General features: G+C 65.2%; 9 protein-coding genes. 2 read left to right on the top strand and 7 right to left on the bottom strand.

Going from position 1 to position 15,486, the window contains the following annotated elements; genetic code table 11:
- The first annotated feature begins 110 nt into the window (after nt 1-110).
- On the top strand, nt 111-275 hold the full coding sequence (locus tag ABD188_RS18210) for a hypothetical protein (RefSeq protein WP_344065655.1): 165 nt from the start codon (nt 111-113) through the stop codon (nt 273-275).
- Nucleotides 276-768: 493 nt separating this feature from the next.
- On the opposite strand, the gene ABD188_RS18205 is transcribed toward ABD188_RS18210, so the two are convergent.
- Nucleotides 769-1,188, bottom strand: a complete 420-nt coding sequence (locus tag ABD188_RS18205) for a hypothetical protein (protein ID WP_344065652.1) — start codon at nt 1,186-1,188, stop codon at nt 769-771.
- A gap of 600 nt (nt 1,189-1,788) precedes the next feature.
- Here ABD188_RS18205 and ABD188_RS18200 point away from each other — a divergent pair.
- The gene (locus ABD188_RS18200) at nt 1,789-4,314 is read left to right on the top strand and encodes a hypothetical protein (protein ID WP_344065650.1); all 2,526 of its coding nucleotides are present in this window, start codon (nt 1,789-1,791) and stop codon (nt 4,312-4,314) included.
- 1,122 nt (nt 4,315-5,436) lie between these two features.
- Here the strand turns inward: ABD188_RS18200 and ABD188_RS18195 are convergent.
- From ABD188_RS18195 to ABD188_RS18170, 6 genes are all read right to left on the bottom strand, one after another.
- Entirely contained in the window at nt 5,437-7,017 is a 1,581-nt protein-coding gene (locus ABD188_RS18195) for a hypothetical protein (RefSeq protein ID WP_344065647.1), read from the bottom strand.
- Between the two features lie 40 nt (nt 7,018-7,057).
- Nucleotides 7,058-7,366 carry a hypothetical protein gene (locus tag ABD188_RS18190; protein ID WP_344065644.1) on the bottom strand — a complete coding sequence of 103 codons (309 nt, stop codon included), beginning with the start codon at nt 7,364-7,366 and terminating at the stop codon, nt 7,058-7,060.
- Nucleotides 7,367-8,591: 1,225 nt separating this feature from the next.
- Nucleotides 8,592-10,310 (bottom strand): hypothetical protein, encoded by a 1,719-nt coding sequence (locus tag ABD188_RS18185; protein WP_344065641.1) that lies wholly within the window; start codon nt 10,308-10,310, stop codon nt 8,592-8,594.
- A 148-nt stretch (nt 10,311-10,458) separates the two neighbouring features.
- Nucleotides 10,459-11,925 carry a hypothetical protein gene (locus ABD188_RS18180; RefSeq protein ID WP_344065638.1) on the bottom strand — a complete coding sequence of 489 codons (1,467 nt, stop codon included), beginning with the start codon at nt 11,923-11,925 and terminating at the stop codon, nt 10,459-10,461.
- A complete protein-coding gene (locus ABD188_RS18175; RefSeq protein WP_344065635.1) occupies nt 11,909-13,891 on the bottom strand; it encodes an ATP-binding protein in 1,983 nt (660 codons plus the stop codon). Before ABD188_RS18175 ends, ABD188_RS18180 begins: the two co-directional genes overlap by 17 nt.
- Complete coding sequence (locus ABD188_RS18170; protein ID WP_344065632.1) at nt 13,884-15,467, bottom strand: hypothetical protein; 1,584 nt, start codon at nt 15,465-15,467, stop codon at nt 13,884-13,886. The genes ABD188_RS18175 and ABD188_RS18170 overlap by 8 nt, the downstream gene beginning before the upstream one ends.
- Nucleotides 15,468-15,486 lie beyond the last annotated feature (19 nt).

Genomic DNA, 15,486 nt, shown 5'->3' with positions numbered 1-15,486 from the left:
GCGGCGAGATCCTGCACCCATGCGACGGTGTCGTCGTTTGTGCGCCGGTACGACACGAACACCCGAGGCGGGTAGCCCCGGGGTTTGGGCGCGTTGAGACGATCGCGCAGGTGGTACTCGATGAGAGCGAGCATTGCCTGCATATCGCCCATCTCCTCGACGACCTGCGTCCAATCGCGGCGGCTTCCGTCCTCGTCGAACAGTTGCCCGATAAACGCCGCCTCCCCTCCCACACCTGTCACGCGGCGCGGATCGATGTTCGTGACCATGTCTGACCTCCCCTCAGCGGACACAGTGCTGGCGCGAGCGCGCACGTGGCGGCATTCCGCTCCCCAGGGCTCGCCGCCGACCATGGTTCTCCGAACGCTACTGGCGAAGCCGCCTCAGCGGAAGAGAGTGACCGGTCATCGCGATTTCGAAGGTGCCTCGGATGTTTCGGCGGGAGAATGCGAGACTTTCGCTATGCCGCTGCGCGAGCATCCTCGCCCAGAGGCTGCTCGCCATGTAGCTGCTGGCAATCGATGGGGCTGGTCGCCTGCTCTCTCGCGGGTGGACTTGCGCGCCGCCGAGCCGCGAGCAGAACGTCCAGCTCGGTCAGCCCGTCCTCAAGGTGAGCGGCCGAGTATCTCGCGACGATCGAGGAGATTCTGTCGGTCGATGCCCACGGCGCCACCTTACTTGCGGCTCAAGTCTGTGCATCGTGTCGAAGGGATCAGGTCGCCGGCAGCAGTGTGCTGATGGACTCGTGCTTAACGTCGAGCGCGTTCGCTAAAACCAATCGCCTGACAGCCTCACCACCTGGTGATCGGAGTGGATCGTGAGGTAGGCCTCGCTCGTATCGCTTGGCCAGTCCGTGTCGCCTATGCACTCATACGTCCAGGTGGACACTGGTGACCCAGAAGAAGAGGACCGACGCGGTTCGCCGTCGCACCGGAGAACGTAGCTATGGCCTAGATCAACCCGGTTGAACAGGACGATGCTCGCTGACGGGTTAGCGATCGCCAGTTCCAGAATCAGTTCCGTTACTCCCACGGTCTGCTCGACCCGCGCAGAGGTCACCGAAAAGTCGGGCGATTGGGTCATGTCGTCGATGTTGGCGATGTCGAGAGCCCTATTCACGGTGCAGCCGGCGAGAGCAAGCACCGCTGTAGTCAGCGCGATCACCTTCCGTGCCCGTCGCGTGGTCACCAGCTTTTCCTTGCGGGCGCTGACTTCGACATCACTGGACCTCCAGAAGCGTCCTAGCGGGCCCGAGCAGGTCCGTTGCGGTGCGACTCTCAACACCCGACGACGCATACCGGCAATATTCTCACCGCTTAGCCCGCCACAAGCCGGTCCCTCGGCGTGCACTCAGCATGAGCTGCCGACGCGTCCCCGGCGTGGGATTGGTTGGCACCCGAGACCCTTCGGGTCACCGCCTCCAGCGTCGCTTAGCTGCCGCTGTGTTGGGGACTGTTTATGCGTACTCGAGATAGCGACGCCCCGTGCCGTGCCGTGCCGCCAGGGCTTAGCGGCGATTCACGTGGGCGGCCGGAAGCCGGTCCCATAGCGGGCGATGCAAGATTCGGGGACCCTTGCGCGCTTCAACATCGGCGTTGGTAGGTTCGGCGCGTTAGCTAGATGAGCGGTCGGCACATTCGCCGGTACTCGCTACGGCGGGTCGGACATGCCGTTTCTGGTCGGGCGTCATCCTTTATCTCTGCTATATCTGTGGTGGGGACTCGGACGAAGATTCGGTGGCCGCTGAGAGGTTGCCGGAAGGCTTCGCCCGTTGACGTTTGGGGACGTATGCAGATTCTTTCGTGGCGCGCGCGCGCAACAGCCGTTATCGCGTCGGTCGCCGTAGTGGGCGGCGTGTGGGGATCACCGGCGATCGCCGCGCCGCCGCCAGCGACGGCGGCGGGGGGCGTTGACGTCGCACTCGACTCGGCGGCATCGATCTCAGGACATATCGACCTGCCCGCGACCGCCGTAGGCGAGGGAAGCACCTACGCCGTCGTCTATCCTGCCGACCAGTATCCGGGCAACGCGGCGGCATTCGCGGTCGCGGACGAGAACGGTGATTACACGGCGACGGGGCTGACGGCCGGTGACTACAAGGTCCAGTTCACGGGGTCCGGCGACGTCGCGAAGGAATGGTGGATCGACAAGGCGCAGTTCGCCGACGCCGACGTGATCACGCTGACGGACGGAGAGAGCCGCGGCGACGTCGACGCGACCCTGGCTTCCGGCGCCACCATCTCGGGTAGGGTCACTACCGACGACGGTGCTCCCATCGGTAGTGGCACATCGCGGTGGATGTTCGCGATTCCCGTCGGAGCCGGAGGCGACCCGCACGCCACGGGCGTCGACTACTGGGGTTCACTGATCGCCTCCGACGGCAGCTACACCATCGCTGGCCTCCCTGCCGGCGATTACACCGTGCAGTTCCGGTACGGGTGCGACTGCGGGGGCCCTGAGCAACTGCCCGGCGCACCGTGGGTGGAGGAGTTCTACCAGAACGCTCTCACCCTCGACGGCGCCATACCGGTGCACGTCAGCGCCGGTGTGGCAGCGAGCGGCATCGACTTCGCGCTCACGCCTCGCGTTCAGGGGGAGCGCCCGTGGATCTCGGGAACACCGGCGGTGGGAAGCACCCTGACCGCGAACCCTGGGTGGTGGACGACCGGCACGACGTGGACGTACCAGTGGTCAGCCGACGACGTCGACATTGCTGGCGCGACCGCCGCGACGTACACGTTGACCTCCGCACAAGAGGGCAAGGCGATCTCGGTCACAGTCACCGGGTCGATTCCGGGTTACGTGCCGAACGGCGGGACGTCCTGGCCGACCGAGAAGGTGCTGCTGTCGGGCACTCCGACGATCAATGGCATCGCCGCGACCGGTTCGACGCTGACGGCGAATCCCGGGACCTGGACCACCGGCACCGGCTTCGGCTACCAGTGGTACGCCGACAGTGCCGCGATAGACGGTGCGAATACAGCCACGTTCATTCCCACGACCGACCAAGCTGGCACGCAGATCTCGGTGACGGTCACCGGGACGCTCACCGGCTACCCGACTGTCAGCCGGACCTCGGCGAAGACGGTCAAGCTGGCCCGCGCCGAAACACCGACGATCAGCGGCACCGTCGCCGTCGGCATCACCCTCACGGCCAAGACCGGGACTTGGACCACAGGAACCAGCTTCACCTACCAGTGGTACGCCGACAGTGCCGCGATCAGCGGGGCGAAGGCATCCACCTTCGTGCCGCCCTCCACTCTCACGGGCAAGCAGATCTCGGTGAAAGTCACCGGCGCTGTCACCGGTTACCCGACCGTCGGCATGACCTCGGCCAAGACGACGAAGCTGGCAGTCGTGGCCACACCGACAATCAGCGGCACGGCCGCCGTGGGCAGCATTCTCACCGCGACACCCGGCACGTGGACGTCCGGTACCGACTTCACGTACCAGTGGTATTCCGGCTCCACCGCGATCACGGGCGCCACCGCGAAGACCTACAAGCTGACATCCACCCAGGCTGGCACGCAGATCTCGGTGAAGGTCACGGGGCAGCTCGCCGGCTACACGACCGTGTCCAAGACCTCGGCCAAGACCGCCAAGGTGCTGCTCGCTGGAACACCGACCATCAGCGGCACGGTCGCCGTGGGCGGTACCCTGACCGTCAAACCCGGCACCTGGACCAGTGGCACCGCCCTCACGTACCAGTGGTATTCCGGCTCCACCGCGATCACGGGCGCCACCGCGAAGACCTACAAGCTGACATCAGCCCAGGCCGGCAAACAGATCTCCGTCAAGGTCACGGGGAAGCTCGCCGGCTACACGACCGTAGCCAAGACATCGGCGAAGACCGTCAAGGTGCTGCTCGTTGGGACACCGACCATCAGCGGTACCGCCGCCGTGGGCGGTACCCTGACGGCCAGGCCTGGCACCTGGACCGGTGGCACTCGCTTCACCTACCAGTGGTACCGCAACGGCAGCGCCATCTCGGGTGCGACGGCTAGCACTTATCGGGTACGCCCGACGGATGCGTATGCCACGCTGTCGGTCAAAGTCGTGGGTGGCCAGTCGGGATACGCCTCGGTAGCGAAGTCCAGCGCCTCGACGGCGCCGGCGACCGGGAAGGTGTACGCGAATTGCACGGCACTCAACGCGGACTACCACGACGGCATCCGCAAGAACGGAATCACCGTCGATAAGAAGAGTGGTGTCGCGAAGCCGCTTGTCGGCAATCCGTACCAATCAACCTCCCTGTACAACCTCCAGTCGATCGCTCGCGACGCCGATCGGGACGGGATCATGTGCGAGCGCTGAGTCGTCTCGTGCAATGAGAAGAGGGCCGCCCCCCTTTCGGGTGCGGCCCACACCGCGGCTGCCCGGGGCTTGGCGTCATCCGGCTAAATGATGCGGTCTCCCAGCGCCGCCGACCGCGGCGCGTTGCGTACAGGTTGCGCATGACGCTGTTGTACGAGATCGGTCTTTACTTTGGGCTCGACGACCGGCTGCAGTCCGAATCCACCATCACCTCCCAGGATCGGGAGGCGGCAACCGCGCCGAGCGGCAGAGGGTTCATCAGCGTTCGGAAGCGGGTCGCCGAGCGTCCGCGGCGTCGGCGTCATTCTCGCCGCAGACCGCCCGGGCGATCATCGCGCGAATAACCCGCGCGATGAGATGCCCGACGGGCGCACGCCAACCGCTCGCGCATGAGAGTCTCTCCGCCTCGTCAACGTTGCACGAATCAGGGCGGTGCGCCCGCTACCGCGCTCGTCGGAACGGGCATGGATGAATTCGAGTAGTCCCCACGTATCCATCAGTAATGGGAGCGAACTGGCTCGAACTCGGTCGAACTGACTCGTACAATCGAATGCACAACAACTGATCAAAGGGCGAGAAAGTCCCGGTCAGGTCGAGATGAATCGAGATTCGCCGAGGTCGAGCGTGAAGCTCCTGCTCGCGAACCCTAATCGTGAGGTCGCGGGTTCAAGCCCCGCTCCTGCTACGAAGACAGCGCCCCTCTTTTGGGGCGCTTTCTTCGTATCGGGAGGGTTGTCTCGAAGATACTTCGGGCGGTCCCACTCCGTCGGAGGCTCCACCCGTCGCGCGGCGAGTGGAGGGCGGAGTGGCCAAGCCCCGCTCCTGATACAGGCTTTGAGCCCCGGAATTCCGCGGCTCTTCGGTTTGCGGCTGCCCGAAGAACCGGACGTTTCAAGCCGTTGTGCCAACGTCGTGAGGACAGGCGTGCGAAGGTAGCGTTCAGCACGTCGAGGTCCTTCGGATCGGCCGGGTGGGAACCTCCATCCCGGACGACCTGTAACCCCTTACCCGCAACCGCGGCGCCCACCCCGACTACACCCTCAACCGTGGAGAGCCATCAAAGGCACGTTCAATTAGCACGTATCGAGAAGCTCGGGCGGTGGGCGCCACCGTCCTGCGTGCCTAGGTCGTTGGCGACTTGCTGATTCTGAATTCTACAGCCTGGAGAAACAATTTGCGCGATCGTTCCACGACATCGTGACTTCCTAAGGTGTCGACGACCTCGTAGACATCTCGATGAAACACTGCAAGCTCACTTTCCGAGGTTGACACGTCTTCGTCGTCGACTTCGGCGATCTCACCGAGAGCGAACTCCAGTCGAATAAGATCCATTAGTGGTATTACTCGTTCAGCTGCGCTAAGGTCTGCCGATAATGCTTTGACTACGGGCCAGGCTGACTGCCGCCAACGCAGCGCATAGTCTTCGTCTTCTTCCTCAGAGGTGGTTGGATCGTACAGGTGGATGACGCCAAGGGCGACCAGGCGGACCACCTCTTCTAGCTCGGAGCCCGGGCGTGCTTCCTCTAGGACGGCCGCGGCTTTCGCGAGATCGCCCTCTATCCTCATCACAGTTGCGAAGGTGAGCGGCGCCGATTCCCTATCGATCCCGTCTACCGCCGCGGTCACCTCGTCGGGATACTCGCCAAACAAGTCCGGGAGGAAACTGGCGGCTGCTGAGTCGCTCGTGTTTTCAAAGAAGTAGCGGATAAAATCACTTGCCCGCTCACTGGTCAGCGGAAGAAGTAGAGCATAAAAGGTCAGTACCATGAGCCGACGATCGCGGGTGTCGGGTTCCTCCTCCGAAACAAGGACCCGCCCGGCGTCGATCGCCGCATCATCGAAGGCACCTGATGCCAACGCAATCTGCATGTCAACAGTACGGAATGCCACATCGTGTTGTTTGACCTTCGCAATCCACTTTGCGCCGTCTTCGGTGTTGCCTGCCAACACTGACAACTCAGCGAGACTTCGATAATCTTCGTCCGTTCGCGTGAAGTGAGAGAACGACACGAGTGTCTTTACCATGGCTGTGGAGTAGAGGAGGCCCACGACCGCTATCGGGATTGCCGTCACATTCACTGCGAGAAGCGAAGTGATGTTGTCGGGTACATTGATCAGTTCAAGGAACGAGGGCAACAATCGAGTTACTGTTCGGCCCCCGCCGTCCTGTAACGAGCGCAAGTTGGCCACCGCAAGAGTGAGAGCGGTTGCATCCGCAACCGCCACCAGCGCAAACAGCGGCCAGGGCGGAACGTTGGATCGTCGCAGTCGATCAGGCAGGGGACTGATCAGGTAGGACACCTCTTTGAGGATCACCGCAATCAGCACCAGCCATGTCACAGATGCGAGAAGGAATTTCCACGCAAGATTGGCGTCGTTGAGAATCAATACAACGAAGAGGACGCAGGCCAGGAAAACGCTGACTTGACCATGTATGGGCCGCAGCGAGTATCTCGCTAGCCACTGGCGGTTCGTCTTGCGCTTCAGAGCGGAGAGGCTCGTACGGGCAAGGGCGGGCCAAGCAAGCGAAAACGCTGGCAATTCCAGGAACTGAATGATGACGGACACCGCGGGACGCTCCACCAATGAGCCCAATAGCACATCGAGCTCATTTCGGTTCCAACTCTTGAAGGATTGTGGGCGCACGACAGCCCAGGCCTGGGCAACGAATTCGATGGCGAACCACGCCAGATAGAACCACAAGAGGCACGAGACAGTAACACCAAGCGTAACAACTAGGAAGCTAGCCATAGGAGTGGCTCCGAATTTGGCGCTCAATCCGGATAAGAGGGCCAGCATGAAGCCGTTCGACGACTGCGATCGCGATCGTCGACACGACAGGACAGAGCAACTCGACTTGTCGAACCGCCGACCGGGCCGGCGGTGCCGTGACGTCTATGAGCGCGGCGTCGGCTCCGAATTCCATCGCTGTGACGTCAAGATCCAGGACGTTTTGCACGGTCGAAACGTCCGCGACAAAGTCCGCGGAGTCGAGGAATGCCGCCTCGCACTCTCCGAATAGCCGCACCCGTGAATAGACGAGAACCCGCATGGGGTCTCCTCGTTCGTTAGTAGACTTCCGTCGCCTCCCCGCGAGTTTCCAAATATACTCCCGGGGCAAGCGCTGACAAGAGTATGCACGTCGGGCGCTCTGCGGCTTACAAGATTTCACGACTTGCGACGGCTGGCTATGCCCCGCCGTTCGGTCCATCAGCGGCCCGGCCTGACTGGCCGGTCCGCCCACCGCATCAACTCGGCTGCGCTGCATATTCATGTGGGGGCCCGGCGTCACGTGGACGTCACACGCATGAGGCGAGCCGTCGGCCCGGCATCGGCTGCCCCAGCTCCTGCACGACGGTGCCGAGCCGTTTATCGGGGCGTTGCCCGGTTTCACTTTGGCTGCCGCGGATGCCAGCCTTGGAGATTTTACGCAATTCCAACGAACGGCCGGTGCGATCTCTTAGCCGACGCTCGGCTCCCACGGACCCTCGGCCGGCATCGCCTCGTCGAGAGGCCATGGAGGGATTGTGACGCCGAATATGCGCAGATCGGCATCCGGGTCGGATCGAAATTGGAAGGCCGTCCCCACGGGGATGCTCACACATGTGCCTGCGATCAGCCGTGTGGGTTCTGGAGACCTGTCGCTGCTCCGCCACATCTCTCCACGTCCCTCGGCAACGTACCAGAGCTCCTCTACAGTGCGGTGAGCAACGGGACGCGAGGTCTTGCCCGCTGGGAGCAGAAACTCGGCGGCGCTACCCCCATCGATTCTGCACAGCAAACGAACTTCAGATCCATCCGGCGCGAGGTAGTCAGGTTGCTCGGGCCGGACGATGGTTTGCGATTCAGACATGATCTTCTTCTCCGCTTCTTCTCGGCGTCGGGCGTGTCATTTGAACGTCTCTTGGGACGCCGCGAACGCCTCTTTCTACGACCTCGGCTAGCTCCAAATGCTTTGAGCTAATGCACCTCACCGGGTTCCATTCGTCTCTCTCGACGAGGAACTCGGGAATCTGGGTGGACCCCCCTCCTGCCAAACCCCGAACGAGTGGAGGAAGTCCTCAGTGAGCTCGAGCGCCTCACGCGTCGATGCAACCCTTCTAGGGCGTGAGACGAAGTATCGCTGTGCGCTCGCATCGAGTGCCCGACTCGTCGTGATCGTGATGAGGAGATGCTCGGGCTGCACCTCGACTCTCAGCGTGCATACGCCGAACATCGCCTCACCTCTCATGGCGACCTCGGGATTGGGCATTGAGATTCTGCGGCATGGTGGGTAGCTAGTCCGATGGCTGGGCGACCACCACGATCGCGTCAAGCTTTCGAGGATGGAAGGCCAGGACCGGAAGCTCGAATCCCGAGTCCAGTGATATGCCGAACAGACCCGCACGGGACGCCGCGAGCGGACCATCGTCGCGTGCGAAGGCGAGGAGGCCGAGCGCACGCCGGTCCTTGAGTGCTGCGAGCATCCGTTCCGCGACGTCACTTCCGGGGTACTCCCATTCGCCCTTCGGATATCTCAGGGTTCCGATGAGCTCCGTGAGGGAGCCCTCGATCTTGTCTAGGCGATCCTCAGGGAAGTGGTCCAGTTGGGCCACGAAGTCGGAATCCTCGACTATGTAGACGCCCACATCCGTCGTCTCGATCGGAGGCGCGGCGGCCGGCTCGGGCTCGGGGCCGCGACGGACGAAGGCGGCCCAGCCGTACGCAGGGGTCTTGAGCGTCGCCTTGTCCGTCGGCTCGCTGGGGATGAGGACATCGACTTTCGGAGGCGGATCCCCGACGGGACGGAGCGGGATGCGGTCGCGATGCTGCGCGGCGAGCACCTCGTCGGCGATCTGATCGGCTCGCAGATGGCGGATGCGCACGTCGACGCCGGCGCCGAAGAACGCCTTGGTCCTAGACTCCACACCCTTCTCGAGATCACCCATCGTGAGGTAGCCCGCAGGGGGAAGCTCACGAAAGCCCAGAAACTCGAAGACGGCAGGCAGCGGCGCCCTCGCGAGAGGGCTCGCCGCGACTTCGTCTCGGACCACTGCGAGCTCGTTGAAGTCACGTCGATCCCGCACGCTCTTGTTTTGGACGCCATTGATGAATCGATCCGTGGCCTCGAAGAGCCCGCGCATCGCCTGCAGGGTTTGGTGCGCATCTCCAAGATCGCGGATGTCCGCACCATCTATTCCGACGGATTCATCGAATGTCTCGACCAGCTCGGCCTCGAACTGAAGGATCTGGGCCATGAAGACCGACCACGGGCGCATGGCGAGCCGGCTTCGCCACGTCGCGTGTGCGGCGGGCCCGTCGACGAGCCGTCGCGCGGTCCACAGCTGGACGCGGTAGCCGGAGTCGGCCGACCGCCCCGCAGTGTAGATGACGGCGAGGGGGACGCCGCGTTCGTCCGGCACTGGCGTGCCATCCGTCCAGTCGCGCGAGCGCAGCGGCGGAATCGCGGTGTCAGGCACCCCTGGGACGAGCCATGGCTGCCCACTGAACCGCTCGCGTTCGAAGTACGCAGACGACAACCAGTTCCCGCGCAGGCGCGCATCCGACACCCCGTCGAAGCCTGGTTGGACCTCGGTCACGATCCGGACCTCGACACCCTCATCGCGCCACGGGCGAATCGTTGAGCCGCCGTCGGCGCATTCGTCGGCGCAGAGGCTGCCGTACGCGGGGGCGGACCCGGACGTGTCCGATGCCCAGTGGACTTCGACCTTCCAATAGCCATCTGCGGGAAGGGCAGGCAGATCGTCGAGCGAGATCCGCACGACCCTGCCGAGCAGCAGCAGCCGTCCGCGCGGACTGATCGCGAGCCCGGGCGAGATCAGAAGATCCTTGTCGTCGATCCAGACATCGAGTCCGTGAACGATTCCCGTGCCACTGGCGGTCGCGAGTGCTGAGGTCAGCGCGCGCGAGTAGTCCTGGATTGCCGCTAGATGCTCGCCCCGGAGGAAGAGCCCGTCCTGGGGGTTGAGTCCACGGAATCCGTCGAGCACGGTCATGCCAGCGGCCGAAGCAGGATCCGCCGGTCTGAGGGGAGCGGGCACGGCCTCGCGAACGGCGTCTCGCGGTACGTACACCGCCCGTGGCGCCGCTTCCGAACCCATCGTCTTGATGACGGAAGGTGCGGGGGTGTCGTGGCAGCCGCAGTCACTCTTCGTCGTAGTCACGATCGTCATCTCCCTCGAGATCAGCGGATGTCGGAATCTTGAACGCCGGAGACGCCGGAGACGCCGGAGACGCCGGCGTCTGTGGCCCCTGTGCGGCTTCGTACGCATGCGGCGGTTCGTGACCCTCCGTCGGCTCGAAGAAGGGGTTCTCGGTCGTGAGGACGGCGTCTCGGCCCTGACCCGTGGTTCCCGCGTCGTCTCCGACCACGCCCGCGAGGGGTACCGGAGGTTGAGCGCCGTACACCGGCGTCGGCCCTGTGCCGATGACGAGGACGCGGATGATCGGATTCGCCGGTCGGTCGGCGAGGCGGACGATGACCCGGTTGTGCTCCGGGTCGTAGCGAGGGCGGCGCTCCAGGTCTTCCACGATCCATCCCGCGGGGGACAGGGAGCTGACGATGACCGCATCGCGGGTCACCGTCGCAGGCAGAAGGTCCGCCGTCACCTGGAACGAGAGCTCCCGAGGACGGTGGCCCCACTTGATGCTTCCGGGAACGGCCTGGGGCCCGATAGTCGTTGGCGTGTCACCCGCACCGATCAGCCCGGGCGCGAGCGCGCACACCAGGTCCTGGATCACGGTCGTGGGCATCACCGTGCGGCGACAGCAGTCATCGATGCACATCTCGCCGTCGATCACCGGGCATCCCGACTCGTCCTTCACCTTGATGCGCACGCATGCCAGCACGATGCCCGCGTCGCCGTCGAGGACGGGGAAGAGATCCGGGTCGCATACGTCGCCCGTCGGGGTCAGTTGCGCAGCATCGCGCGCGGCGAGGCACCGGAACCACCGGAGCAGTTCCGGGGCGCGATCATGCGCCGGCGCGGCCAGCACTTCGTTGCGCGCGGCGACTGCCTCTCGCCCGGGATCGTCGTCCTCGCGGACCTCATCGAGGCCGAGAAGCACCCGCACGCGATGGTAGGTGCGAGGGACTCTTGGGTGTCCGCGAACGAGGCGAAGGCGCGCCCGCTCGTTGATCCTCGAGTACTCCTGGCTCTCACGCGTGACGTCGCACGGGTCGGCCAGTGCGGGCACGGGCCGATCGAGGCACGCATCGAAGCTCAGGATGAGGCACAACTCGACGTCGCGCACTTTGCACGTGGGGTCATGGCCCTTCTCGAGTTCTTCCTTCACCGAGTAGCAGTGCGGTGCGTCGATGTGGAGTTCCCGTCCGAGCCCGTCGATTCCGACGCCAGGCGAGACTCTGAGGTCCCACTCGCCGCTCTGTTCGACGGACATCCCCCACACAACGCCACTTCCGTGCAGCCAGGCGTTGTGAAGCATGTGCTTCGCCCGCGGATTGCCCAGGAGCACCTCGAAATCGTCGCTGTCGAGCAGCATCCCTCTCGCGGGCCTGAGCGAGTTCCATGGCCAGAGTGACAGCTGCGCGGATGCGTCGGAGACATCGTGGGCGCGGGCAGAACTCGTCCACTCATCGATCGTGGTCATCTCGTCTCCTTTGTGGCTCCCCGGGGAAGGGGGTAGAGGCCTTCAGATACTCTCGGCGCACCGCATCGACCAGGCGGCGCTGTGTTATCGGCTCGCCGCTCGAGGCCGCCGCGAACGCCGCGCCGACTGCCGCGTTGCGAACCCAGCCCCCGGGGACGGGGTACAGGCGGGCGAGGGCCTCCAGATCGACGTCGGCCCCTCGAACCGAGCCGAGTTCGCGGGGAAGGAGACGCTCCCACAGAGCGATCCGAGCGGGCAGGTCGGGAAGGGGGAACTCGATCACGAAGTCCAGCCGCCTCGTAAACGCGGGATCGATGTTCTGGCGAAGGTTGCTCGTCAACACCAAGAGCCCCTCGAACTGCTCGACGCGCTGCAGGAGATACGCGGTCTCGAGATTCGCGTAGCGGTCGTGCGAATCGGAGATCTCGGTGCGTGTCCCGAACAGCGCATCCGCTTCATCGAGAAGGAGCACGGCACGCGTGCGTTCGGCCGCCTCGAACGTCGCGGAAAGATTCTTCTCGGTCTCGCCGAGCCACTTCGAGACCAGACGCGCGACGTCGACGATCATGAGATCGGTCCCCACTGCCGTCGCGAGTGCGGCCGCCGCCAGCGATTTGCCAGTCCCGGGCAGTCCTGTGAAGAGCAGGCGCACGCCACGTGTCGCTTGCGAGTGCTCACGCATCCGCCAGTCGTCGAGCACCGTGGACTGCATTGAGAGGCGGTCGACCGCACCATGGAGCTGATCGAGTGCCTCACGAGGAAGCACAAGCTGCGCCCACGTCACCTCGGGGACGACGAGTCGCGCGCCCGACGGCAGGCTCACACTGGTGCGGCTGCGCACGGCTTTGGAGACGCGCCGAAGGTCGAAATCTTCCCTTGCGACCGCGAAGTCTCGGGCGAGCTGCGCGGTGATGGCGGGGTCGAGCGGATGCCGCGCCGCGAGCATGCCGGCATCTGCGGCGAGGGCAGGGATGGCCGCTGCCCATGCATCGCGCACGGCCGCGAGTGGTGCGGGGCTCGGATCGACATGGAGGAGAGCCCGATCGGCGGGCGGTGCCAGCGCACCAGGCGCGGTCGCGACGAGGACAGGCCCGTCGTAGTCGCCGAGTGGCACGTCTACGGGGTGCTCGACGTGGTCGAGGACGATCATCGGTACGGCCCCGCGGGCGACGGCGTGGACGACGAGCAGCGCCGCTCCCCGAGCATCCCCGGGAAGCATTGCCGCACCGACAACGTCGAGTCCTGCCGCTGACGCGATCGCTTCGCACCGCGCGCGAGCGATGTTCGGGTCGTCGTGGGGGACGGCGATGAGGCACCGCGCGTTTCGCTGGACCGCGCTGATGCACGCCTCGACATCCCTGAGAAGCAGCCAGGCATCCATCCCCGAGGGGCTGCCCGTGTTCGCGACGCGCGATAGCCCGGCCGGCCATGCGTCGCAGCCGTGCAGCGCGGGCCACAGTTCTTCGGCGAGAACGAGCGACCGCTCGAAGAACGGCCCTGTTCCTTCGAGCCGGATGAGGGAGTGTTTCACCGCCGAGCCGGATGAGAGAATCGCGCGCAGACGGGCACGATCGGTGGGTTTGCCTCCGAGCAGGAGTGCGGCGAGTCCGACGGTCGGCCGCGGCTCGCTCGTCGGGTGCAGCGAGCGAAAGGTCGCGGCCAGGCCCTCGTGCTCCTCCGGCACGCCCGCGAGCACCAGGAGATCGACCTCCTCCTCTGCGAGCCCGAATCCCCGCGCGATCCGCTGCAGCGGCGATCCGACGGCAAGGTGCTCGGGCGCACTCCGGGAGTCGGCGGTCTCGGCCCAGCGGCGCAGGAAGGCGACCGCGTCCATCGCTCCGGACTCCGGAGAGCAGTTCTGCTCGACGACGTCAGCGATCCGCCACGCCAGTCGACCGGCGCGCGCCGTGAGGTCGGCACTGTCTGCGTCGACGAGAGGCGGTACGAGATAGGCGAGCTCACTCATAGCGGAACCTCACGACGTTCCCGAGCCACGCCACCCACCCGGGGTCGAGGTCGAGACCGGCCCGACGCACGTCGAGGTCGACGTCACTCAAGCGAAGAGTCATCTCGATCCAGCCCGACTCGCGTTCGATGATCGCTTCTCGCCGCGCAATTCGCCGCACCAGTTCTGCGTCCTCCCCGAATTGCGCGCCGCATGCTCGCAGGAGGTCGGCGGTCTGCGCCGCCCAGCGGCCGGCACACTCGGCGAGCGCTCGTCGCTCAGATTCATCGGCGTCCCCTACCGGAACCTCCGACACCCCGGCGAGCGCGAGCAGGACGGGATCGTCTGCCTCAATCGGTAGGAGCCGAAGCCCAATGCCGTGGAGCACCCACCCGGCCGTTCGAGCGCGGAAGGGCGGTGCCTGGAGTGCCTCGGGCAGTCCGGCGGCCGTCGCCGTGTTCAGCAGGAAGAGCAGGCCGCCCCAAGCGGTGGCGGGTGCGTCATGCATCGGTTGCTCGTCGTCCGGTCCGGCATCACCGGATGGGCCTCCGCCATCTCCACCTGGAGGGTCGGGTAGCGCGGCATCGACGGTGGTCGTGCGCGTCTTCGCGCGACCGTCCGGCCTCACGTGCGACGTCCGCGCACTTCCCGAGAAGCCAGGCGAAGATTGCGGCTGCAGACGGTCGGCGACGAATCGGACCAGATCCTCAAGATCTCGTGCTGACCGTCCAAGGAGAAGGGGATCGGCTTCTGCGAGCGCGAGCACCGCCCAGGAGCGGAGCGTCACCCCATCCACGCGGAGTCCGGAGTCGCGGAACGCCGTCGAGAGCACCCCGTTGGATACCACGGCGCTGGCGAGCTGGGCGATCGAGCTGTCGTTGGAGGGACGAGCGTCGTCGACGTGGGGACGCGCATCATCGACTTCGGGACGAGCGTCATCGACCTGGGGACGCGTCTCGAGTGAACCCGACCCGGGCATCGCGCGGTCCGGTCGAGGGTCCGCGTCGGCGGGGTGTCGAGCCACCGCGAGCCCGGGAGCCGAGGGGACCCACGCAACTCCCGACTCCGCTGTCGCGATAGTCGCGAGTCGCTGCCATCCCCCAGGGCCGATCATGCGGTGCACTTGTGCCACACCCGCGTGCGCGACGAGCCGCACGAGTGCTGCAGCGGTTCCGCGCTGCAGGCGTTCGAGCGTGACGAGGAGCAGAGCAAGGGGATCGGCATCCGGCTGGGGATCGGCGGGGCGGAGAAGTCCTACCTGCCTCCACGCCCATGCGTGCCCGCAGTCGCGCGACACGATGCCCGCCAGCATGTCGTCGATCACCGCTTCGGGTCGTGCGAAATGCACGACATCGGTCGATCCGTCGAGCAGCGACCGTCGCAACGCCGTGACGACTCGATCGGCCCAGCTCGTTTCGAGTGCGCTGAGCGGCCGGTCGGGATCGAGCTCGACGGCGAGGTCGAGGCGCCGCACGCACCACTCCCCATCCGGAAGCGGATGCTGTCGCAGGGCGTCGTCGAGTCGCCCGTTCGCCACATGGCGGAGCATCGACGGGACCTGGTCGGGGTCCGGCCAGTCCGCGGCGGAAGCGGTCATCCGCTCGATGCTCAGCTCG

This window comes from Microbacterium pumilum (genome assembly GCF_039530225.1).
GTDB classification, from domain to species: Bacteria; Actinomycetota; Actinomycetes; order Actinomycetales; family Microbacteriaceae; genus Microbacterium; species Microbacterium pumilum.
This window is presented reverse-complemented; position numbering and strand designations above follow the sequence as displayed.

Excerpts from the sequence above, each read along its gene's own strand:
- ABD188_RS18200 (WP_344065650.1), top strand. The coding sequence starts at position 1,789 with ATGCAGATTCTTTCGTGGCGCGCGCGCGCAACAGCCGTTATCGCGTCG.
- ABD188_RS18190 (WP_344065644.1), bottom strand. The coding sequence starts at position 7,366 with ATGCGGGTTCTCGTCTATTCACGGGTGCGGCTATTCGGAGAGTGCGAG.
- ABD188_RS18185 (WP_344065641.1), bottom strand. The coding sequence starts at position 10,310 with ATGACCGTGCTCGACGGATTCCGTGGACTCAACCCCCAGGACGGGCTC.
- ABD188_RS18180 (WP_344065638.1), bottom strand. The coding sequence starts at position 11,925 with ATGACCACGATCGATGAGTGGACGAGTTCTGCCCGCGCCCACGATGTC.
- ABD188_RS18175 (WP_344065635.1), bottom strand. The coding sequence starts at position 13,891 with ATGAGTGAGCTCGCCTATCTCGTACCGCCTCTCGTCGACGCAGACAGT.
- ABD188_RS18170 (WP_344065632.1), bottom strand. The coding sequence starts at position 15,467 with ATGACCGCTTCCGCCGCGGACTGGCCGGACCCCGACCAGGTCCCGTCG.